General features: G+C 66.6%; 25 protein-coding genes and 1 other annotated feature. Of the genes, 15 read left to right on the top strand and 10 right to left on the bottom strand.

The annotated features are described in order from the left end of the window. Nucleotides 1-93: 93 nt before the first annotated feature. The 3 genes from IM25_RS18175 (at nt 94) to IM25_RS18165 (ending at nt 3,499) form a co-directional block, all read left to right on the top strand. Nucleotides 94-513, top strand: coding sequence for an ABC transporter permease (locus tag IM25_RS18175; RefSeq protein ID WP_065996225.1), 420 nt, complete (start codon nt 94-96; stop codon nt 511-513). A 126-nt stretch (nt 514-639) separates the two neighbouring features. Further along, nucleotides 640-1,587, top strand: a complete 948-nt coding sequence (locus IM25_RS18170) for a barstar family protein (RefSeq protein WP_232333359.1) — start codon at nt 640-642, stop codon at nt 1,585-1,587. 394 nt (nt 1,588-1,981) lie between these two features. After that, a complete protein-coding gene (locus tag IM25_RS18165) occupies nt 1,982-3,499 on the top strand; it encodes a hypothetical protein (protein ID WP_157126967.1) in 1,518 nt (505 codons plus the stop codon). A gap of 37 nt (nt 3,500-3,536) precedes the next feature. Here the strand turns inward: IM25_RS18165 and IM25_RS26500 are convergent, their stop codons facing one another. The 4 genes from IM25_RS26500 to IM25_RS18145 all read right to left on the bottom strand — a co-directional run bounded on the left by IM25_RS26500 (nt 3,537) and on the right by IM25_RS18145 (nt 6,586). Next, nucleotides 3,537-4,538 carry a hypothetical protein gene (locus IM25_RS26500; protein ID WP_033098373.1) on the bottom strand — a complete coding sequence of 334 codons (1,002 nt, stop codon included), beginning with the start codon at nt 4,536-4,538 and terminating at the stop codon, nt 3,537-3,539. A 91-nt stretch (nt 4,539-4,629) separates the two neighbouring features. After that, nucleotides 4,630-5,244 carry a hypothetical protein gene (locus IM25_RS18155; protein WP_152640979.1) on the bottom strand — a complete coding sequence of 205 codons (615 nt, stop codon included), beginning with the start codon at nt 5,242-5,244 and terminating at the stop codon, nt 4,630-4,632. After that, nucleotides 5,241-5,897: a hypothetical protein gene (locus IM25_RS26125; protein WP_157126966.1), complete on the bottom strand. Its 657-nt coding sequence runs from the start codon at nt 5,895-5,897 to the stop codon at nt 5,241-5,243. The genes IM25_RS18155 and IM25_RS26125 overlap by 4 nt, the downstream gene beginning before the upstream one ends. Before the next feature lie 206 nt (nt 5,898-6,103). After that, nucleotides 6,104-6,586 (bottom strand): hypothetical protein, encoded by a 483-nt coding sequence (locus tag IM25_RS18145; protein WP_033098370.1) that lies wholly within the window; start codon nt 6,584-6,586, stop codon nt 6,104-6,106. Between the two features lie 179 nt (nt 6,587-6,765). On the opposite strand from IM25_RS18145, the gene IM25_RS27010 reads away from it, so the two are divergent. Beyond that, complete coding sequence (locus IM25_RS27010; RefSeq protein ID WP_232333358.1) at nt 6,766-7,338, top strand: cold shock domain-containing protein; 573 nt, start codon at nt 6,766-6,768, stop codon at nt 7,336-7,338. Nucleotides 7,339-7,365: 27 nt separating this feature from the next. Here the strand turns inward: IM25_RS27010 and IM25_RS18135 are convergent, their stop codons facing one another. Then, on the bottom strand, nt 7,366-8,241 hold the full coding sequence (locus IM25_RS18135) for a DUF2716 domain-containing protein (protein WP_232333357.1): 876 nt from the start codon (nt 8,239-8,241) through the stop codon (nt 7,366-7,368). A 458-nt stretch (nt 8,242-8,699) separates the two neighbouring features. On the opposite strand from IM25_RS18135, the gene IM25_RS18125 reads away from it, so the two are divergent. Continuing rightward, a protein-coding gene (locus tag IM25_RS18125; RefSeq protein WP_157126965.1) for an IS3 family transposase occupies nt 8,700-9,925 on the top strand; the annotation gives its coding sequence in 2 pieces (ribosomal slippage) (nt 8,700-8,982 and nt 8,982-9,925; 1,227 coding nt in all). Further along, nucleotides 8,969-9,103: a sequence feature (AL1L pseudoknot), on the top strand. (Overlaps the previous gene by 135 nt.) A 243-nt stretch (nt 9,926-10,168) precedes the next feature. Beyond that, nucleotides 10,169-10,489 carry a hypothetical protein gene (locus tag IM25_RS18120; protein WP_052040150.1) on the top strand — a complete coding sequence of 107 codons (321 nt, stop codon included), beginning with the start codon at nt 10,169-10,171 and terminating at the stop codon, nt 10,487-10,489. Between the two features lie 109 nt (nt 10,490-10,598). Here IM25_RS18120 and IM25_RS18115 read toward each other — a convergent pair whose 3' ends face one another. Next, a complete protein-coding gene (locus IM25_RS18115) occupies nt 10,599-11,240 on the bottom strand; it encodes a hypothetical protein (protein WP_052040149.1) in 642 nt (213 codons plus the stop codon). A gap of 174 nt (nt 11,241-11,414) precedes the next feature. Here IM25_RS18115 and IM25_RS18110 point away from each other — a divergent pair, with 174 nt between their 5' ends. Both IM25_RS18110 and IM25_RS18105 read left to right on the top strand, forming a co-directional pair. Further along, complete coding sequence (locus IM25_RS18110) at nt 11,415-11,726, top strand: hypothetical protein (RefSeq protein ID WP_052040148.1); 312 nt, start codon at nt 11,415-11,417, stop codon at nt 11,724-11,726. An 84-nt stretch (nt 11,727-11,810) separates the two neighbouring features. Continuing rightward, nucleotides 11,811-12,227 carry a hypothetical protein gene (locus IM25_RS18105; RefSeq protein ID WP_052040147.1) on the top strand — a complete coding sequence of 139 codons (417 nt, stop codon included), beginning with the start codon at nt 11,811-11,813 and terminating at the stop codon, nt 12,225-12,227. A gap of 58 nt (nt 12,228-12,285) precedes the next feature. Here IM25_RS18105 and IM25_RS18100 read toward each other — a convergent pair whose 3' ends face one another. Continuing rightward, nucleotides 12,286-12,516, bottom strand: a complete 231-nt coding sequence (locus tag IM25_RS18100) for a cold shock domain-containing protein (protein WP_033098367.1) — start codon at nt 12,514-12,516, stop codon at nt 12,286-12,288. Nucleotides 12,517-12,561: 45 nt separating this feature from the next. Here IM25_RS18100 and IM25_RS18095 point away from each other — a divergent pair, with 45 nt between their 5' ends. From IM25_RS18095 to IM25_RS18085, 3 genes are all read left to right on the top strand, one after another. Then, nucleotides 12,562-12,903, top strand: a complete 342-nt coding sequence (locus IM25_RS18095) for a hypothetical protein (protein WP_033098366.1) — start codon at nt 12,562-12,564, stop codon at nt 12,901-12,903. A gap of 732 nt (nt 12,904-13,635) precedes the next feature. Continuing rightward, complete coding sequence (locus tag IM25_RS18090; RefSeq protein ID WP_065996224.1) at nt 13,636-14,106, top strand: hypothetical protein; 471 nt, start codon at nt 13,636-13,638, stop codon at nt 14,104-14,106. A gap of 175 nt (nt 14,107-14,281) precedes the next feature. Further along, nucleotides 14,282-14,791 (top strand): hypothetical protein, encoded by a 510-nt coding sequence (locus tag IM25_RS18085; protein WP_033098364.1) that lies wholly within the window; start codon nt 14,282-14,284, stop codon nt 14,789-14,791. Nucleotides 14,792-15,012: 221 nt separating this feature from the next. On the opposite strand, the gene IM25_RS18080 is transcribed toward IM25_RS18085, so the two are convergent. Beyond that, a complete protein-coding gene (locus tag IM25_RS18080; RefSeq protein WP_033098363.1) occupies nt 15,013-15,366 on the bottom strand; it encodes a hypothetical protein in 354 nt (117 codons plus the stop codon). A gap of 47 nt (nt 15,367-15,413) precedes the next feature. Further along, nucleotides 15,414-15,980: a hypothetical protein gene (locus IM25_RS18075; protein ID WP_033098362.1), complete on the bottom strand. Its 567-nt coding sequence runs from the start codon at nt 15,978-15,980 to the stop codon at nt 15,414-15,416. 58 nt (nt 15,981-16,038) lie between these two features. On the opposite strand from IM25_RS18075, the gene IM25_RS18070 reads away from it, so the two are divergent. Beyond that, entirely contained in the window at nt 16,039-16,380 is a 342-nt protein-coding gene (locus IM25_RS18070; RefSeq protein ID WP_065996223.1) for a hypothetical protein, read from the top strand. Nucleotides 16,381-16,491: 111 nt separating this feature from the next. Here IM25_RS18070 and IM25_RS18065 read toward each other — a convergent pair whose 3' ends face one another. Next, the gene (locus tag IM25_RS18065; RefSeq protein ID WP_161793638.1) at nt 16,492-17,292 is read right to left on the bottom strand and encodes a hypothetical protein; all 801 of its coding nucleotides are present in this window, start codon (nt 17,290-17,292) and stop codon (nt 16,492-16,494) included. Nucleotides 17,293-17,429: 137 nt separating this feature from the next. Between IM25_RS18065 and IM25_RS18060 the strand changes: the two genes are divergently transcribed. The 3 genes from IM25_RS18060 (at nt 17,430) to IM25_RS18050 (ending at nt 21,240) form a co-directional block, all read left to right on the top strand. Continuing rightward, nucleotides 17,430-18,569, top strand: coding sequence for a tyrosine-type recombinase/integrase (locus tag IM25_RS18060; RefSeq protein ID WP_033098359.1), 1,140 nt, complete (start codon nt 17,430-17,432; stop codon nt 18,567-18,569). Between the two features lie 4 nt (nt 18,570-18,573). Next, entirely contained in the window at nt 18,574-19,581 is a 1,008-nt protein-coding gene (locus tag IM25_RS18055) for a hypothetical protein (protein ID WP_065996222.1), read from the top strand. A gap of 222 nt (nt 19,582-19,803) precedes the next feature. Next, nucleotides 19,804-21,240, top strand: coding sequence for a Mu transposase C-terminal domain-containing protein (locus IM25_RS18050; RefSeq protein ID WP_232333356.1), 1,437 nt, complete (start codon nt 19,804-19,806; stop codon nt 21,238-21,240). The last annotated feature ends 1 nt before the right edge of the window (nt 21,241 follow it).

Raw genomic sequence — 21,241 nt, 5'->3', positions numbered from 1 at the left:
CGATCTTCCTCGAGTTCGCGACCTCGTTCGCCGCGATTCAGTGAGACTGCTCGACATCCCTTCGCGGGATATGTGCCGGGCTAGGCTGCGGATGTGTCCAGAGCAGTGTGGTGGGTTTCGGCATTGGTCGCGTTGGCTTTCACGGTGTGGGTGGGGATCTCGTGGTCGATGGCCGAGGTGTCGTTGTCGTGCTCGAAGATCGGTGAAAGCCAGTCCTGGTTCCGGTGTGAAGACCGCCTGGTCGACGTGCTGGGGATCTGGCCTCTGGTCGGCCTGGGACTGTTGCTCGTGCTCCCGCCCGTGGTGGCGGCATTGGCCATGCGCAGGTGGGTTTCCTGGCTGATTGTCGCCGTGCTTGTTGGTGTGGCCATCGCCGGGTTGGCGAACTGGACTTCCCTGTGGGGATCGCTGCTCTTCGCTGTTCTGCTGGCAGCCCTGGGAGCGGTCGCGGCTGCGCTGCAAGGCCGCCCCGCGCCGGGCAACTCCCGCGAGCGGTCTGTGGCAGCGACGTGAGGACAGGGTGGACGACGTTCTCCCCGGGGTGGTCATGTGCCAGGCATGCGTTAGCTGTCGAGGGTTTCGTCAGCGGACAGCCCTACGTCCGGGTCTACGAGGACGCCGGCCTCTACGCTCACGGTCATGGTGCGCCGTGCAGTGTTCGACCCCACCGATCGTGAATTGTTCAGCAAGCAGCGGCAACGTTTCGATTGGAGCCTGCTGCAGAACGGCCATGCCTTCCGTTACGACACCGGCTTCGAGCTCGACAGTGCGTGTGATCGGCTCGGCGGCGTGGGATATCTCGTGCACCGCATCGATGCGCACCCGTGGACCTCGGTCGAGGACATGTACGACGCCCTCGCCGATACCTTGTCCTACCGCCGTTCTTATGGCGGAAGTCTCAACGCGCTCGCGGATGTGTTCGCCGATGTGGGCGCCTATCTGTTCGGCAGTGACCCCGCCACCACGGGCACGGTCCTGGCGATCGCCGGATTCGACACTCTGCTCGGTCTCGATTCCCGCACCGCGCATGTGCTTCTCGACGATTTCGCCCGACAGGCACGCCTGGCCGGCTTGTACGGCCATCCCATGCTGTGTCTGATCGACACCAGCGCCACCGACCTTCCGCCGGTCGGCGGAATCGGCATCTACCGTGGCAGCGTCTGGGATGCCGAACCGGATCCCCCGAATCTGTTCCACCCCGACGACCTGCTCGAGTACACCCTGCACGTCTTGACCGCCGATGTAGTCGGCTACCTCGTCGCCCTCCGAGCAGTGCTGACCGACCTTCTTGCACCTATCGGGCGCTGGCAGATCAGCGACCCCCACCGGATCACCGATCCCAGGGTGATGGACGATGCCCGAGCCAACGCCCAGCACCGCCCGCACCCGTTGACTTCGGATGACGAGTTGTGGCACATCCGCATCGGGATCCGCGGCGCAGGCGATGAAAATCAGCTCGGGGACCACCTCGTCCACGCCCACCACGACGCGGGGCTGCATTTCGAGGGATTCTTCTCGCACCTGTACGCCGCCGGCACCACCGAGCACGCGCAGGCATCGACCAGGTATCCGGACCTGCAGGACTGAACCGGCAGAAAGAAGGGGCTCGAGATACCGGTCACGACCAGAGCAGACGACCCTCAACGGATCCGGGCATCCGGACGCCCCGCGCCGATCGAGGTCCACACCCTGCTCCGACCCGAGAACCTCGGCGCGCACCGGGCGCTGTTCGCCCGGGCAGACGGGTGCGCCCTGACAGACGGATGCCACACGATGAGCTCTGCGGACTCGGGCGGGTTTGTGAACTGGCGTGTCCGTCGCGGTTAGAGTAGGTGCACGGTGACTCCGTGCCCGAGAGCGTCGCCTCTCGGACCTTGTCTAGTGCACGGAGATGGTCATGTCGTCCGACAACGAAGACACCCGATCTGAACGAGTGGAAGCATCCTCGGTTGTTCCTACGCCGCGGCGTCTGTTGACAGTGGTGGTCGACGGGTGGGTGATCGAGGACGGATCGATCGTGCCCCCGAAGGTGGGGAACACAGTGTCGGTGGCGTTGCAGTTCCACCAGTACACACCGGATCCGGCCGATCCACGGACCTGCACGGTGCGAGCCTGGGCGCAACCGATCCAGGCAGACACAGCCCCAATCGTCGACCGCGACGGGCAGTGGTGGTGGACGATCATGCTGCGCGGCGACGGCTGGAGCGCAGTGTGCCGAACCCCGCGGCCGCTGATCGATCATGTCGAGGTCACCGGGATGTTCTTCGCCCATACCGATCTCGGCAGCGGCACCGCCCGCGGGTTGGTGCGGCGGGTGCAGTTGATGACCGGCGAGACCACCTTCGATCCCCACACCCGGAGTTGGGCAGCGGTGGCGGACGAAGACATCCGGTACACCGATATCGAGGCGTCGCCGCGGTGGTTCGAGCGCCCCGACCCACCGGACCCCGCGCACGCCGACCATCCTGTCGAGCGTCAGCTGGGGGTGCTGATCGAGCTGGATCTCGATGCCGCCGAACCGGCTCCGTTGCGGCCGCGGGTGCGTCCCGGTGTCATCAGCAGCGGCGGCCGGGTGTTGTGGGTGCTCGACCGGCAACTGCCGGTCCTGCTGCAGATCGACGACCCGGCCGGGGCCGTGGCAGTGACCGAGCATCTTCTGCCCCTCTCCATCGCCACCACGGCCTTTTCGCCGCCACGGGGGCGGGTAGTTGCCGACGCGTCGGGATGCTGGGTCGTCGCCGAGCAGGCGGTGCTGCGCTGCACCCTCGCAATGGCCGGAGCCCTCGAGGTGCACCGAATCGATGTGGGCCACCGAATGGCAGCGGCCGCGGCCTGTGGCTCGGTGCTGCTCGCTGCGGGCGAGGGCGTGTTTGTGCTGCGTCCCGGCACCGAACCGCTGAGGGTGGAGTTGCCGACCGCACGATGGGTGGCGGCTACCTCGGAAGGGTTCGTGGCGGTGGTGCCGGCCGTGCCCGAGGATTGCGCGGCGCCATTCCCGCGGATCTATCGTATGGTGCGCATCGATCTCGACGGCACGGTCACCGACGGACCGCAGATGCCGTTGTCGTTTCCTGTTCGTATCGCCTCTGTCGGTGACCGGATGGCCATCTACGATCGCCGCGGTGTGGCGGTGTCGATCGGTGTGGATCTGACGAGCACGCCTGTGCCCGCTCTCCCGGCTCGGCCGCTGACGTTCGGTGGAGCCGGTGGGTATCTGTGGATGACCACCCACCGTCCCGACGGCACCGGCAAGACCGGCTGGTGGCCGTTCGACGGTTCGGACGAGGTGCCGGCCCGCGAGCACGGGCGGTGGCTGCTGGTGCTGCTCGATCCCGCCACCCACCGGGTCGTCGCGGCGGCGATCGACGATCCGGAGCCAGCGGTGACGATCGACGAGCAGAAAAGGGTGTGGGTGGCCACCAAGAAAGGCGTGTATCTGCTCGATCCGGTCGGCACACTCGTCGAACTCGATATTGCTGCACGGCTATGCACCGCATAGCTCGAGGCCTTTCGAGCGGGCGGAGCATGTCGTGGGGTTATCTACGATGTCGCTGGGATCGTGGGCCCTTGTCGATGCGGCGTTGCCGGTCGACGGGTTCGTCGGGGTGAAGCATGCGGTGAAGATCGGCGATGGTGTCGTCGTTGAGGTCGCCGTGGATCACCCCGGCTGCCCAGTCCCAGGCGGGAGTCGACCAGACGTAGAACAGTGCGCCCCACGACGGTTCCCACCCCTCGGCGCTGCGGGGCCGACGCGAGAGCATCGTCAGGTCGTTTCCCGCGTCGAACGCCCCCGTTTGCGGATCATGGGACGGTACCCGATCGGGGGTGAAATCCATCGGCACCCGCGTGCGGAGCGGCACCTCGGTGACCGCGGTGGTGAACCAGTGTTGTTGGTCGCGTTCGAGAGCGAACTGGCGTTCGCGGTACATCTGCTGTTCCTGTTCGGCGGTGAGTACCGGCCCGTCCCACCCGAACAAAGTGTCGTCGACGGGTTTGCCGACGACGAGGTCGACGAAGTGCGCGCCCAACCCCGCCTGCTCGATATGTTCGCCCAGCATCTGCCCGGTCTCGATGTCCACCCAGATCTGCATCGGGTACGGCTTGTGCGGCGGCGGTGCCAACTCCACCGTCCAGCAGCGCCGGCCCGCGAACTCGACCTCCTCGACCGGGCCGGTCGGTTGGGCGAAGTCGTCACCGGACCATTCGGCCGCGCTGCGCCGCTGCAGCAGGAACTGACTGGTGCCCAGATACTGCACCTGGCCGACCGGACCGATCCGCGGCCGTTGCGGATCGCGGGTGAAATCCCACGCGGCCGATCCGTCGGTGACAAAGACCGGGGTGCCGTCCTCGCGTTCGACGCGCAGGCGTGCGCCGTGACGCCAGATACGGTGGCCATTACCGGCCATCACCCGAAGCTTGCGCCCGATGGAGACGAATTGCTCGGTGTGCCCGTCCGGGTGCACCGCGCGGATCGTTCCCCGCACAGGCAGATCAGGACCGGTCGTCAATGCCCGGAGCACCTCGATCCACGCCGTCATCATTCGACACTAAGCGACATCCGCGCCGTCTCCAGAAGCAGACACGCGGTGTCAGAGGTGATCGCCTGCGGCCTAGCTGCCGATAGCTTCGTCAGAGGGGCAGCCCGACGTCCAGGTCCACCAGGACGCCGGCCTCACGGGTCCACGGACCGTCCCGGGGCGGGATCATCGGGCTGTGCCATCCCCGTGGATCAGCAGGAACAGTGGTGGCAGGTACCAACCCGAGCCGAAAGCCGGTCTGCCCGTCCCGCACGGGTCCGAGCGTGTCGGTCCATCCCTGGGTGTGTCGGCCGTCGGCATCGGGAACGCTCACGCGGGTGATCAAGCGGCATCGAGTCACCGTGCCGGCGACCTGTGCCTCGGCCGGAAGCACTCCCGGCCAGTCGGCCTCGAACCACCCGGCACACTGGGCGGTGCCCGCGTAGAGACGGCTCGACAGGAAATACGCGCACCAGCGGTCACCATGCAGCAGCATCGAGTAGGAACCGGCACGGATGCGGCCGTCGGGGTCGACCCAGTCCGCCGAACACCGGCCGTTGTTCAACTGCTCGACGCGTGCGGTGACCTCGTTCGACATCTCCGGATGGATCCACGCCCGTGCTTCGTGGAACTGCAGCGTGTAGTCGACGCGGTCCCCGATGCGAGGAATGTCGACCACCCCGTCCATGATCAAGTCCTCGGGAACAACGATCCGCAACGTCGTCACCACCCCATCATGCCTACGCTCGCTGTCATCGCCGTGCAGTGTTCGACCCCACCGATCGGGAACTGTTCATCGAGCAGCGGCAACGCTTCGACTGGAGCATGCTGCACAACGGCCACGTTGTCCGTTGGGACACCGGCTTCCAGCTCGACAGTGCCGGTGAGCGGCTCGGCGGCGTGGGATATCTCGTGCACCGCACCGAGGCGGCTCACTCCTACGGCGCAGGTTGTAGAGGGCCGCGGCCATTGCGACGAAGGTTCACTACCTGCGCAAGGCCGGTCACCAGTGCCGCCAGGAACACGACCGGCCAGAAAAGCCGAACAGATCAGCCCGTGTCGGCTTCGACGAGAAGACGAGCGCGCAAAACCTACGACGGAAAAAGCGAACAGGGCGGCGGTGGCCAACCAGGCAACACGCTGCCGCGGCACGAACACCGGTATCAGACACACCATCACCGGCACCGCAAGAACAGGCCAGACCGCCGTCCCGAAGTAACTTCGGATCGAGGCATGACAGGCCTCGAGATTCGGGACCTCCCGCGAATGCACACCGATTTCGCACTCCGCGATTTGCAGCATCGGGCTGGTGGCTGCCCCGATACCGAGGAACACAGTGACAACTGCCAGCACGATCCAGCCCACACGGATCACGATCATCACAGGATCATGCACCACCTGAAACAGCTGCGCATGACCGCGACCCGCCCGGCAAGAGCACACATCGGAAACACTCTCTTACTGCCCGGTCGAGTGCCCGGCCGAGACCCTGATTTCCCCGCACACCGGGCCGACAGGCCGAGTGCAGTCGCCGCCGAGGACGGATCCAGGACAATCGCGAGCTGCAACGATTCGCCGCTGTTGGCTCAACAACCTTCGCCCACTTCCACCTCGGGGTGGGGAGCCGGTGGAAGGAAGTTCGGCCTTCTGAACTTGATTCGCGGGACCCTAAGATCGTCACTCCGATGGATATAGATGGTCGTTGGCAAACTGACCCATTCACATCCCCAGAGCTCGCCGAGGCGATACACCCGTGCCTCCGACCCGGCCGCCAGTGCCGGCCTGAACGGCCCCATCACATGGTCGTCAGCAAAGGTCACCTGAATCTCGGTGTCGGGGTCGGCCGTCCCCGAAATCACCCACCAGGTGGGGTGAGGAACATCGCCGGCGAACTCTTCTTCGAACGCGGTCATCGCCTTGTAGTTCGGCTCGGTCCAGATCGACAGACCGCGGCGTTCGGCTTCATACAGTTCGGGAAGTCTCTCTTCGCGTGCGATCAGGTACTTCCCGTCCTCGCGGTACTGCATCACCACGTTCGATACCGGGAGCGTGAGGCGATCGACGTGCATGAACCCATGATCCCTTGCGGGGTACCTCCCTAGCCGGTTTTCAGGAGCCGACACCGAAAACCTCCCCTGGCAGGTGGAGTCCCGCGAAATTCCGGGTCATCTCACGGCCTTCCCCAGACCTTGATCCCCTGGCAAAAGCGCACGTCAAACTATGCCTCACCACCGGTCATACTGAACCGATGGTGAGCCGAGGAGTGGTTCGCAGCTGGGACCTCGAACGCATGCACGGAGTGATCGACGGGGACGACGTGCCCGGCGGCTGCCTCGTACGCTTCGCCGCGGTCGCAGTCGACGGATTTCCCGCCCTGACCCCCGGCGAGCCGGTCGACTTCGAGTGGCATCGGCTGGAGAACCCGACCTCGGGTTACGCCTACGAATGCACCCGAGCCTGGCCCGCCGGACAACAACCCGCCACCCGCGACCGGCACGTGTTCCGCACCGGACTGTGGACGATCCGCGCCGACGGCACCGCCGACACACTCACCGTCGCAGCACCCGAACAGGTCTCGCCCGCAGCGGCATTCGATGGGCAGACGACCGGCGTCGTGCGCATGTGGAACGACGACGAAGGGTGGGGTGTGATCGACTCGCCGCACACCCCCGGCGGATGCTGGGCGCACTTCAGCCACCTCGCCGTCGACGGATTCCAGACCCTAGAGCCAGGGGCCACGGTGATCGTGTCTTGGAAGCAGGTCACCGACCAGGACGGCTACCGCTACTGTGCCACCCGCGTCGAACCCCACCAGCCCTGACCGACGAACCAGTGCTGGTCGCGGCAGCTACACAGATCCCACGGGTCGACCATCGATTCGGATGACGGGCAGCCACGTCGCCAAGGTCCGGCCCAGTGACCCGACGAGGCGTTCCCCGAACACGCACAGACTCTGCTCCCACGGATGCCCGACGATACCGTCACTGAAGTCCTCACGCAGAAAAATCGAATAGTCACCTTGGGGGTACGCCGACCCCCGCCAATCGGGATGACGGGTGGCCGCGTGCACGGCCGCATCGAGCCGATAACAAAAGTCCTGCCGGACCAACACCACCCACATCGGATCCTCGGCGAACTCGGCGACGAAACACCGCAACGCCTCGGCGTTGACCGCATCGACGCGGCTGCGCCACACCCCCACCCGATCATCGGGCACGGTGAGATCGACGGTGATCGACGGCGCCGGCTCGACGATCACCGGCCGCGTCGGCTCCCGCCCACCGGGCCGGAAACCGAACGCGTCGGTGAACCGCTCCCAGAGGAGCTGCTGGTCGTCGAGCACCGTCCAACCCGGCGGCAGCAGCGCACCGCCGTGAGGGGTGCGGCCCTGCCGCGCGGCAGCTTCCTTCGCCTGCTCATCAGCAGAGCGGACCTGGTCGATGAACAGGCCCATCATCGCTCCTGTCCGATCGCCGGGATCATCCTCGTCGAAGATGCTCTCCAACAGTGCCGTGATCGGCAACGGCTTCGAGATTTCCTCGAACCGGCCGGTCACCCGACCCAGCCGAAGCCGATCGCTGGTATCGACACAGTCGAGCACACGGCGCACGTCGTCCCGGTCGGCGACAAACGACGATGTCCCCATCACCTTCAGGGCATCGGCGACCGACACCCAATCGTCGACGGCACGCATCTCCACAATGATCAATTCCGCCAAATCCATCCCCGGGCTCCGTCCCTCGCCTTTCCCCAGTTCTACCGGGTCGTCCCCCTCGCGTACCCCAGGCGATCTGCGTCGTTGGCACGGCCGAGCTCGCGGTCTGTGTGCGCACCCGTGTCCGGAGCGGCACACCGGTTCGAGTGCAGGGCGCCGATATCGGCGCTCACCTGATCCGACCTGCACGTGGCCGGCGACGTCCAGCGAGATCCGACGTGTGCGCCTCCCGAATCCCCGGCAAGGGTCACGGGTATCCGTGTCGTGCTCGATCCGGCGCACATCCCGTCGGGCTCGGTACGGTGATGCAATGAAAGACGCGAACGCGCAGGCCCGGTTCACAGCTCGTAGTGCAGGGGTGAGAACTGTCGCGGTCGAGGTGTGTCTGCTCCTCGCAACGGTCTGAATCGTCCCTGGTTTCATTGAGGGTGAGCCAGATATCCCGGAAGGATCACCCCAGACTCACCATGGCGAACTACAAATACCCACAGGAACTGCGCGAGCGAGCGACCCGACTCGCCGTCGAAGCCCGCCGCGACCCCGATACCCGCACCGGCGCCATCAACCGGATCGCCGAGCAGACCGGCGTCCACAAGGAGGCCTTGCGGACCTGGGTGCGCAAGGCCGAAGACGCCGAACTCCCGACCGAGCCCGTCGATGCGGAAGCACGCATCCGCCGCCTGGAGAAAGAGAACCGCGAACTACGTCAGTCGATGGAAATATTACGTTCTGCCACAGCTTTTTTCGCGAAGGCGGAGTTCGACCGCCGACTGAAGTGATCGTCGCGTTCATCGACGAACACAAACACCGCTGGGGGATCGAACCGATCTGTCGCGTTCTGTCGGAGAACACCGAGGTCAAGATCGCCCCGGGCACCTACTACGCCTTCATCGGTCGCGAACCCAGCGCCCGTGCACGCCGCGATGCCGTCCTCAAAGAACACATCATGCGCATCCACTCCCACCCACGGATGCGGGTCTACGGGATCCGCAAGATTCACGCCCAGCTGGTCCGGGAGGGCCGCGAGGTGGCCCGCTGCACCATCGAGCGGCTCTGCCGCGAACTCGGTGTCCGCGGCACCGTGCGCGGAAAATGGCCACGGACGACGAAGCCGGCACCGGAAACCGATCGGCCTGGGGACCTCGTCGAGCGGGATTTCACGGCCACTGCGCCGAACCAGTTGTGGGTGGCCGATCTGACGTATGTGCGCACGCAGTCCGGGTGGGTCTACGTCGCGTTCGTCCTGGATGTGTTCTCTCGCATGATTGTTGGTTGGCAGACCTCGACGCGGATGTACACCGATCTGGCTCTCGACGCGTTGAAGATGGGCCTGTGGGCACGGCGCCGTGCAGGCCACGACGTCACCGGCCTGGTCCATCACAGCGATCGCGGCGTGCAATACCGAGCACTGCGCTACGCCCAGACTCTGGATCAGGCCGCGGCGGTCGCCTCCGTCGGATCGAAGGGCGACTCCTATGACAACGCGATGGCGGAGGCGCTGAACTCGCTGTACAAGGCCGAGTTGATCTTCCTCGACGGTCCCTGGGCCGGTCGGGAGGACGTCGAGGCCGCTACGGCGCAGTGGGTGCATTGGTTCAATACCGAACGGGTCCACGGCATGCTCGACTATCGGACTCCGGCCGAGGTCGAGACCGCCCACTACGCACAACCGCCAGCCGCTTCTGCGGCCTGAGAACTGAACACACGCTCAGCCTCAACAAAACTCGGGACTTGACAGTCCTGTCCCTGAGCGTGCTGCTGGGCATGTACTACGGGTGGCCGGCGGTCGGGGGCGATCTGGATTACGATCACCAGATTTTCATCGCGATGCCCGCGCTTTTCCTGTTGGGTGTGGCCGGTCTGGTGTGGGCTTTGCGTGTGTGGTCCTCCCTTCGAGGTACCCGATCCTGGTCCTGGTGGACTGGCTGCGGCGCCGGTGGTCGTCCTGGGCGCCCTGCTTGTCGTGGTGTTGTTTCCCCGCCCGGGGTTCGACGAAGCCCGGCCCCAACTCGAGGCGATCGCGCGTGAGGTCCTTACCGAACCCGACGGCGTCAGAAGTGGTGTGGAGGTCGGTGGACTCGACATCTCGCGTGTCGAACAACTCGATGGGGCCGTCTACTTCATCGAGTCCGACGATTCGTTCGGCACCACTCACGGGTGGATCTACTCACCGGAGGGCTACCCGGACGGCCAGCAGCATGTCGGGTCGATCGAGCATCTCGGAGGTCCCTGGTACGAGTTCGAGCGCAGCTCATAGGTCCGGATCGATCACCAGCACCCTTCCCGGAACTGCCGGGCGCCTTCCACAGTCGGCTTCGATGTCGACGAACCACGTGCCGGCCCCGGCAGGCGTGTGCGAGTCCGGTTCATTCGCGCCATACCGCCGTGAACTCGTACCACGGGCCGTCGAGGTGGATCGTGTCGAACTGCTCGATTCCCGAACGGTCCGGAGGGGGTCCTGCCGGCGAGTAGATCCAGCCGCCGAAGGTGGTCAGGAAGCTCTGGTCGGCGTCGTAGAAGTACACCGCGTTGTCGCGTCGGAAGATCCCGGACATCGTGTAGGGCCCGACCTGCACATCCAACACGGCCGGATCCGGTGAGGACAGCACCGTCCGGGCGGCGAGATCGAAGTCGCTGCGCGCGGCCTGGAACGACGGTGACGGAATCACCGCAGCGACTCCGGTCGCGGCGACCACGACGATCGGAGCAGCCGCGATCCACCACGACCACCGCCGGTCCCGCCCGATCACGTATGCGGACTTGATCGCCCACACCAGGCCGACGACGACCAACAACACCCCGAAGGCCAGGACGATCATCGAATTGGTGAAGGTATCGACGGTGTGCCCGTGGCCCGGCCACCAATCCAGCAGGGCGAACACGAATCCCGTGCACAACAGCACCGACGCCCCTGCCACGATCAGCCCCGGTGGGCGTGCCGGGCGGCCGATCGGACCACGCAACACCAACGGCTGCCGCGGCACCGGTGGCGTGTCATCGCCGTGCATGAGTCGAGCATTGCACGTCAGAACACCGAGTCACGCCATCTGGACGCCACTGGAATGGGTGATCCGCGTTCGGGAATAGGCCCCCAACACGGTCCGCTGCATCTCGTCCGCCAGAGCGAATCCCGCGCTGTAGACGGGCGCCCGGCACGACCGCGGTGTGGCAGGGTCGGATACGTGAGTGAGCACAGCGACTCCGGTCCCCGCGACCGGCAGCAGATGAATCGCCATGTCGACCCGAACTCGCAGCCGCTGGTGTGGCGGATCGACGACGTACTCGACGACACCACCAGCGGCGACTGGATCGCAGACGCCCTGCCACGCTTCGAGTACACCGTCGGATCGCTGGTGCCCCCGATCTACACGCTGTACTCACGGGTGCTGCACCCTGCCGCCCGGATCGACCCCGACACCGGGCAGCAGGTTCCGGTGCGCTGGGCCGAGGTCGCCGCCCATACCGGCGGGGTGATCCACCAGACCGTCGAGTGAGGCTCGCTGCTGCAGGCCGGTATCCACAATGGAGTCGGGGACGGCCGCGACCTCGTCTGGCACCGAAAGCCCGACCGAGGTGATATGCCGGAAGAGCAGTTCGCGGCCCTCGCCGAGGTTCTCGTCGAGCACACCAGCACCCCGGACGAGTGCTGGTTCGGTTTCTGGGAAGGCCGCGCCGGCCAGGCCCTGCACCTTCCTGCACCCGGACCGCTGCTCCGCCTCCCACACCGGGACAACCTCCTCGTGCACGGCACCGTGCGCGATGTCGTACGCACCCTGGGCTCGTGGGGGCCGAACCTATGGTGGCCGCAGGACCGGGCATGGCTCGTCGCCACCGACATCGACCTGATGTCGACCTACATCGGCTCGTCCACCGACTGCGCCCTGGCGCTCGCCGCGCACCCCGATCTGGAGGTCATCGACACCAGCAAGCTCCGGAAGGTCACCTGGGACAGCGACGAGATCAACCCGCTCCCCCCGCGCCCCTACGGGCAGTAACCCGCGACGGTGACCTGCGCTTCGGCGCACCCGACTTCCGTATGGGAGACGACGATCGTCACTTATCGTCGACCGGGTGCACGCGCACCGCTACGAAGGCGAAGCCCTCCACCGGACCGCTCGCTGTCTGCCACTCGAAGGCGACGTGCCGGCCAGGGATGAGTTTTCTGAAGCCCTCAACCTTGACCTCGCTGAAGTGAACCCAGCAGCCTCCGGGGGTCTGTTCGCAGTCGATGACGCCCCACCCGTCCTCACTGTTCCAGAATCGGACGACGCCTCGGGAAGTCATCTCCCGATGATGCAGTACAGGGTTGTCGGAGGAGACACTGACGACATGGGAGAGGACGAGGCGATCGCGACGACGCGCGTACGCCAGGATGTGCCCGTGGCCTATCGCGGCCCCGACACCGACCGCGACATTCTCAATCCCGAGACGGGGCCTCCGATGCTGTTCCACGGCCATCCGGGCCGGATCACCAGTCCTGCAGTGCAACACATTCTGGTGGACTGGGTCGGTCTCGAGGACGAGCCTGCAAGCTTTGCCGTCGGCTACTGCCCCGACACCATCGACGGTGGGTGGGCCGGCCCTGTCGTGCCCGCTCTGGCGGAGATCTCGGAAGACGAGTACCTCCTGCGGAAGCAGCGGATCGACAAAGGCGAACGTCCCATCCCGTAGGCGCTGAGAATCCTCGAGCTTGACGACCTGCGCAATGACCGCACGCTGCGCCGGGTGCTGCGGACCGAGGTTCCTACCCCATCATGGTGTCCCCACGCGGTCGCCGTCACCGATGCCCGACGGGTCGCTGCCGGGGGGAACTCGTGTAGATAGAACGTCGCTCCCTCCTCGATCTCGCCCGCGTGGAAAGAGGGCGACTCGAACCGGTTCACAGTAATCGTGTAGCCGCGTTGATTCGCAGGGACCGCGTCGAAGTGCGCTACATAGGTACAAACACCCGTAGCGTCGGCGTTGCGATCGACGGTGCCGACTTCCAGCACAGAACGTGCCGAGGCGGCCGCGCTCTCACCGTGTATCCACACCGTGTCGTTCGGTGCGACCGGGACGGCGGCGATGATGCACTGTCCGGTCTGGGGATCGGCGTGCTCCGCGTTCCCGACGACGGTCACCGTAGCGGGGAAGGTCTCCGGCTTCTCGGTATTGGATACACAACCGGTCAGGACCACCGTCCCGATCGACAGTGACGCTGCAACCAGTCCGCTCGTTCGTCCCATGAGGCCACCGTAAGGTCTTCGAAGAAGTTCTGTCCCTTGCTGACCGTTTCAGAAATGACGGCCCTGCTGCCGGGATACTTCACGCGAGCGTCGAAGGGTCGGAGGGCGCGCCGGCACGCGAAGCGTCATCTACCGTGGGCACAACGGCACGCCGTGATCCCATGTCGGAGGTGTACGCATGGAGTTCTACACCCTGGTCTTGCCACGTTCGGACCTGTCGATCCAATGGCGGGAGGACGACATGATGCGAATCGCTCCCGCGTCCACGATCGAGAACGAATACTGGTCGCCGGTGTCCGTCATGTACACCACCGATCCGGAGAGTTTCCCGCACGAGATCAAACAGCAGGTCTGGCCCGGAGACAGCCCCGACCCGACATGGTGGCTGGTGATCGGCGCGCTGAACACACCGACAGCGGCAGCAGCTCAGCTCGCCGACGGCACCGTCGTCCCGGTGCACCGCCTCGGTCCACTGGTCCTGTGCGAATGGGCAAGCACCCCACAGCCGCTGACGTTGACGCTCGGATCCGTCACCCACACATTGGCGCCGTTTCGAGCACCGTCACGGGGTCCGGCTCCCTATCCGTACCCGCGTTCCGATACTCCCGGCGGCGAGGGAGGCTGGGTCGATTTCACGCGAATCGAGTGAAGTACCTGCTTATTTCTCGCCCACGTGGTCGATCGCTTGCCGTAGCAAGCCCACCGCTGAACGGGCTGTTGTCCTGGAGGTAGGGGCGGCCTCGACGCTGGTCCTGGCTCGATCGGCATGGATATTCTGGCGTCTTGCCCCCTGTTCGACACCGCCCACCCGCAAGGACACTTCCATGACCGCACGCCTGCTGAGCAGCATCGTAGCCGCCATCGTCGCAGGCGTGGCGATCTGCGGGTGCAGCACCGATCCGGGCTCGCCGGCCACCGGGCCCGTCCCCACTTCTGCGGACGCGTTCCCACCGGCGCACTCGTCCCTCGAGTTGCCCGCCTCCACGATTCCGTCGGCGGAGCAGGTCACCGAGATGCTCGCTGCCGCGTTCGACTACGACGTCGATCTGGATACGCGCGTGCTCCTGTTCGAAGGTGCCAGTCTCGACACACCCGATCCCGTCCAGCAGGTAGCGCACACCGGCGAGGCGACGCTGCGCGCCACCACTGTCGTACCGGATGGTGAACAGGCTCTGGCGGTCTCGGTGGTGGGCACCGGTGCCCCCGGTGGTGGTGCGCAGGCCATCACCGTCGCGCCCGGGGACAGCGCCGTCGTCCCGCTCGTGGCTGAGCACGGCGTCTGGAAGATCAGCAGAGCGTGGATATGCGCCTTGGCCGGGCCGCACTGTCGGTAGCAGCCGCATCAGTGACCGCGTCGTCGGCTCCGTTGGGTGTAGGCGATGCGCTCGGTCGATACCCCGGGTAGTCGCGGCAGCCTTTGGGCACCGGTGGCTACGGCGATACTCGACGTTGCTGGACGTGGTGAACGTGAGCGTTCGCCTGGCGCATTCGTGCTCGCGTAGCCAGGCCGGCGCGGCGTCCTCGTCCGGGGGATATGAGTGATAGTGAAGTGACGTCACCCGCGGTCGGTCCGCGCAACATTTATGTGCTTGGTGCGGAACCACATCCAGCTCCCCACGCCGGCCACCGCGACGACAAGACCAACGATCGCCAATGCCGACGGCCCCCATTCCACGACACGCTCGGACACGGAAGCACCGGCGTGGGGCCCGGTCGCGAACGTCCACTGACAGCGGGATGCGACGATCCCCACCCACTGCCTGCCGGCGCTCGCTGAGGTCGCAATCACCGCCTCGGAACCGGTCATGCTCGATGCCAGTCGAGTCATGCACACCTCGGTCGGCGCAGTGATGAAGAAGGCGGCGACATACAAAATCACGCCGACGGCGGCACCTGCCAGCGCGAACACCCGGACGATCCCCGACCGATATCTGTGTCGAGACGTAGCACGGAAAGTCACAGGAATCCCCCTCGGCGGCGCAGCAGCAGCCCCACCCCGACCGCCGCGGCGCACACGCCGACGAGCGCGGTGACCAAGGCCGGGACCAGATGGTAGGTGCCGGTCTCAGCCAGCGGCAGCCACCCACGTCCGAGGTCCGAGGAGGACAGCGCCCCGATGACGATCGCACTGAGCCCAGCATTGCGCACCGCCGGCAGGTGTTCACTCAAGCCGATGATCGCGAATCCGACCCCGAGCACTGTCAGCGCACCGGCTACCTGAACCGCGGCAGGCATCCAGGGTGTGGCCACCACACAGATCGCGGCGACGGCGGTGTAACCGGTACGCCACCGCCCCGGGGGTGGGTCGAACCACGGCGTTGCCGCGATCACAGCGAGTACGACGAAGACCGCCGGCACGGCGAAACCGGACCAGGGGACGGGAAACGATCGTGCTGCCAGGCCCGCCACGCCCAGGCCGAATGCGGCCACCCCCAGCAACGCCAGATTCAGTGCCGCCTGCAGCGTTGTCGCGGCTGCGGCTGCGGCGCAGGTGGAGAGGGATCGATGCGTGGAGGTGGCCATACCGCAGTGTCTATGGTCCTAGCAGCGCGCGCAATCGATCACGTCGGATACTGATGGCATGGGAGGGGACGAGGCGATCGCGACGACGCGCGTACGCCAGGATGTGCCCGTGGCCTATCGCGGCCCCGACACCGACCGCGACATTCTCAATCCCGAGACGGGGCCTCCGATGCTGTTCCACGGCCATCCGGGCCGGATCACCAGTCCTACGGTGCAACACATTCTGGTGGACTGGGTCGGTCTCGAGGACGAGCCTGCAAGCTTTGCCGTCGGCTACTGCCCCGACACCATCGACGGTGGGTGGGCCGGCCCTGTCGTGCCCGCTCTGGCGGAGATCTCGGAAGGCGAGTATCTCCTGCGGAAGCAGCGGATCGACAAAGGCGAGCGTCCCGTCCCGTAAGCCCTGAGCCGCTGCAACCCGCGGTACACCTCTCGACCACTCCGATCCACCCCGAGATACCCCCCGGAGTAGATCACCGGCCTCGATCCGCGGCGCCGCAGGAGCCCACCTTCACACCTGCGTCACCGCGGTGGTGGCGTCGGTCTTGTCGAGTCGGTACACCACACCGAGCCAATCGAGCACGGTGATACCGCCGCGGTGATCGACTGCGATGCCGATCGGCCGGAGCACGCTCAGTTCACGGAACGGAACTCGCGAGGCGTTGCCGTTGCGGTCCAGGCGGGCGATGTTGTCGGTGAACGAATCTGCACCGAAGTTGGTGATGTAGACGTTCCCGTCGGCGTCGACATCGACGTCGGTCGGTGAACCGGTCTTCCCGAATCCCAGGGTTGTCTCTACGCCGTCGGCGCTGAGCTTTTTGATCGGTTCGACGCCGTGGTGCCGGACGGTGACGATCACACTGTTGTCCGCATCGACGACGATTCCCCACGGCTGCGCGGAAGCATCGAAGGTGAACGGCAGTTCGACCTGGTCACCGCCCGGGGGAAGCGCAAGAACGCGACTGTTGTTGCTGTCGGTGACATAGACGGTTCCATCAACAGCGACATCGACCCCGGAAGGACGGTTCAATCCGACGAACCCCAAGGTCCTCTGGTTGCCGTCGGGGTCGAGGACGACGACCCGGTCGTTGCCCTGATCGGCAACGTAGATGCTGCCCTCGTCGGTGACCTTCACTCCGCACGGCATCGACAGGCCCTGCAGCGGCACGACGGTCTGCTCACCGGTAGCGCTGAGTGTGATGACGGTGTGGCTGCCCTGATCGGTGACGTAGGTGTTCCGCTCTCGGTCCACGTCGATCCCGAGCGGATTGCGCAGGTTGCTGAACGGAAGCTTGACTTGGTGGTAGGTCACGGAACATCCCCTGCTCTGCGTGTGGTGCGGCCATCCCGACCAGATGATCATGACAACAGGCACCGACACCCTCGGCGGCCGCGGCACTCGATCCATTCATAGATCTGTGTCGGCGCACCTCGGTAGCGTCGCTGGTCGTGGACAGCGAGCACATCCCCGCCGGTGAGGTCGTGGAGACATCCAAGGCCGGTTCTTCCCTCGACCTGCCCGATCTTGCGCCGCAGATTCTCGAACGGATCGGTGCCTCGGTGGCCTCGTCCCGCTCCGCCGGGACCCGCCGCACCTACGCCTCGGCGTGGCGGAAATTCACCACCTGGTGCCGCAGCGAAGGACATCAGCCGTTGCCGGCGCATCCGGCGACCGTCGCCGCCTATCTGGTCGCCGCGGCCGACACCCTCACCCCGGACGGCACGCGTGCCTACGCCCCGGCCACGCTGGCGCATCACCGCGAATCGGGACAGTCCAGTCCCACCGGCGATGACCTGGTGCGCCGGACGATGTCCGGGATCCGCCGGGACTACGCCACCGCCGGGGACCGGCCCCGCAGCCCGCGGGCACCGCTGCTGACCGCCGATGTCCTCACCATCGTCGAGCGGGCACGGACCAGCTGCGGCAGCTGGGCCGATGAGGTCCTCGAACGCCGCGACACCGCGATCGTGCTGCTCGGGTTCGCCGGGGCGTTCTGCCGCAGCGAACTCGTCGGCCTGACCTGCGGGGACATCTCGCTGCACCGGCTCGATGGGCTGCACATCCGCCTGCGCAAGTCCAAGACCGATCAGGAGGGCCGCGGCACCATCCGCGCCCTGCCGTTCACGCACGGTCATCTCAGTTGTCCGCCGTGTGCGTGGATGCGGTGGGCGCAGATCGTCGCCGCCTACGACAGTGGTGGGCGTCCCGCGGTGATCCGGTTGCTGCGCACCGCCGAACCCTTCGAATCCCATGTGTGCCGGGGGCCGCGTCCGCGTACCGCCTCCGATGCGCCGTTGCTGCGGTCGATCCGCAAAAACGGCAACCTTTCCGAGACCGCCTTGTCGGGGGCGGCGGTGCACAAGGCGATCCGCCGCCGCGCCGAGCAGGCCGGCTACGACCCCGAGCTCGTACAACAGCTCGGTGGGCATTCGCTGCGGGCCGGGTTCGTCACCCAAGCGTTCCGCAACGGGGCCTCCGCGCACGCGATCATGCGCCAGACCGGGCACAGCACTCCGGCGATGCTCGAGGTCTACGCCCGCGAGAATGCCCCGTTGATCGGCAACGCTGTCACGAATTTGGGTTTGTAGCACCGTGACCACCACACCCCCTCTGACCGACCACTCGATATCGCTGGCGGGGCTGCGGATCCCGAAGCGGGATCGGCACGACTGGGCACTGTTCGCCGACTGGTGCCTTGCCGCCGACCAGCGGCCGATCCCCGCCGCCCCGCAGACGTTGGCGATGTTCGTGCGCGAGCATCCCGCGGCGATGGCGACGCAGCGGCGCCGACTGTCGGCAATCAACACCGTCCACACCCGGCACGGCTACCCACCGCCCGGGCGCACCGAGACGGTGCGCCGCCACCTCGACACCACCCGCGGCCGGCGATCCGATCGACTCGCACCGATCCTGCTGCGCACCGCCGCCGCGTTGCCGACCGAGGGCTGGCCCAGTGGACTGTTCGGCCGCCGCGATGCGCTGCTGCTCGTGCTCGCCGCCACCGGCCTGAGCTTTGCCGACATCACCCGGCTGCGCCGCCGCGACATCCGCATCGACGACGGGGCCCTCGAGGTCACCACCCGGGCCGGGGAACGCATACGCCTCACCCCCGCACCCGATGCTGAGGACCATCCCGCGGTGGCGATCTACCGGCGGTGGGCGCACATCCAGGCGTTTCTCGACGAGAATCCCGGCACGCATCTGCTGCGCCATTACCTCACCGACCCGGTCGACATTCTCGCCAATCCGCTCACCGCCGAGCAGGGACGCCAACCGCTGGTGTGTCCGATCGACCGCTGGGGACACCTGCCCCACGGACAGTCGATGACCGCCCAGTCGATCTCGGCGCTGGTACGCGCTCACCTGTCCGGCCGCGCCCCCAACCGCCCGACACTGCCGGTGGTCCCGCCGGACACCGACGAGGCAGGGACCGAACCCGAGGTGGTTCTCGACCCGGACTACTACGAACGCGGGATCGCGGCTCGCCGTCGCGATCATCAGGACCTCGAGGACCTCGCCGACACCTTCGACGAGATCGAACAGCGCGCCGATGCCCTGTTCGACGACCTGCTCACCGTGCTCGAAGACCTGCAGCCGTAGCTGCACGAGGGTGCTCGCCGAAGCAATGTGCACAAGTAATGCAAGCAATGCCGGTATTGCTGACGGCGCCGGCGTCGTACTGGGGCAGACGCCCGCACCCCCCGAGAGCGCGGCTTTGGTCCCGGTAGGGCTTGGTGAGTGCTGTCACCGAATGGGGGCGGGGCGTAGCGTCGATCCCAGGTGCCCGACGAGTCATCAATCGGGTGGGTGCCTAGAGGATCGATGATGGCCGCGGTGGAGTTGACCCCGGCGCAACGCACCGAGGCGATGCGCCGCTACCGGATGCTCGAACCGCACCTGACCGGCGGTGTCCCCCTGACGCAGGTGGCCCGTGAGGCCGGCATCGGGGAACGCACCGCCCGCCGCTGGCTCGCGCACTACCGCGCCCACGGCCTGTCCGGACTCGCCCGCACACCCCGCCGGACCGGCGGCCGCACCACCCATCCGGAGCTGGTCCAGTTGATCGAAGGGCTGGCCCTGACCCGCCCACCGCCGAGCATCGCCGCGATCCACCGGCGGGTGTCCACCGTCGCCGACCACCAGAAGTGGCCCGTCCCGTCCTACAGCACCGTCTACGCCATCGTCCGCGGCCTCGACCCCGAGCTGCTCACCCTCGCCCACGACGGCACCGCGGGGTGGCGGGACCGCTACGAGCTGGTCTACCGGCGCACCGCCGACGCCCCGAACCGGATGTGGCAGATCGACCACACCCTGCTCGATGTGCTGGTCCTCGACCCGGCCGGCACCGCGGTGCGGCCATGGTTGACGGTGGTTCTCGACGATCACTCCCGCGCCGTGCCCGGCTACAGCATCACTCTCGGCGCGCCGTCCACCCTGGGTACCTCCTTGGCGTTGCGGCAGGCGATCTGGACCAAAGCCGATCCGAGTTGGCCGATGTGCGGGATCCCCGAAATCCTCTACGCCGATCACGGCAGCGACTTCATCAGCGACCACCTGCGCCAGGTCGCCGCCGACCTGAAGATCACCCTCATCCACTCGACCGTCGCCCGGCCCCAGGGCCGCGGCAAGATCGAACGCTTCTTCGGCACCCTCACCAGTGAGCTGCTGCCCGAACTACCCGGTCACCTCGACCACGGCCGACCGGTCACCGAGCCAGCCTTGTCGGTGACCGACCTCGACCACCGGATGCGCGGCTTCATCATCGAGCAGTACCACCAGCGACCCCACCGCGAGACCGGCGAGAGCCCACACCGGCGCTGGCTCGCCGACGGCTGGCTGCCGCAGCTGCCCGAGAACATCGACACGTTGGATCTGCTGCTCGTCCAGGTCGCCACCGGGCGGATCGTGCACCGCGACGGGATCCACTTCCAGGGTCTGCGCTATCTCGACCCGGTCCTGGCCGCGTACGTGCGTGAACCGGTCACCATCCGCTACGACCCCCGCGACATCACCGCCATCCGGGTCTTCCACCACGACCGCTATCTGTGCACCGCGATCAGCCCCGAACACAGCGGCCGGACGATCTCCCTCAAAGACATCGACACCGCCCGCCGCGCCCACCGCCGCCGCCTGCGCAGCCAGATCCACGAACGCATCCAACTCGTCACCGACTACCTCCCCGCCCCCGCCGCACCACCCGCGCCGGAGCCTGCTCCGGCCCGCCGCCGTTCCACGCTGCGCACCTACCGCGAGGACTGAA

It is taken from the genome of Rhodococcus sp. p52 (assembly GCF_000763325.2).
GTDB classification, from domain to species: domain Bacteria; phylum Actinomycetota; class Actinomycetes; order Mycobacteriales; family Mycobacteriaceae; genus Rhodococcus; species Rhodococcus pyridinivorans.
This window is presented reverse-complemented; position numbering and strand designations above follow the sequence as displayed.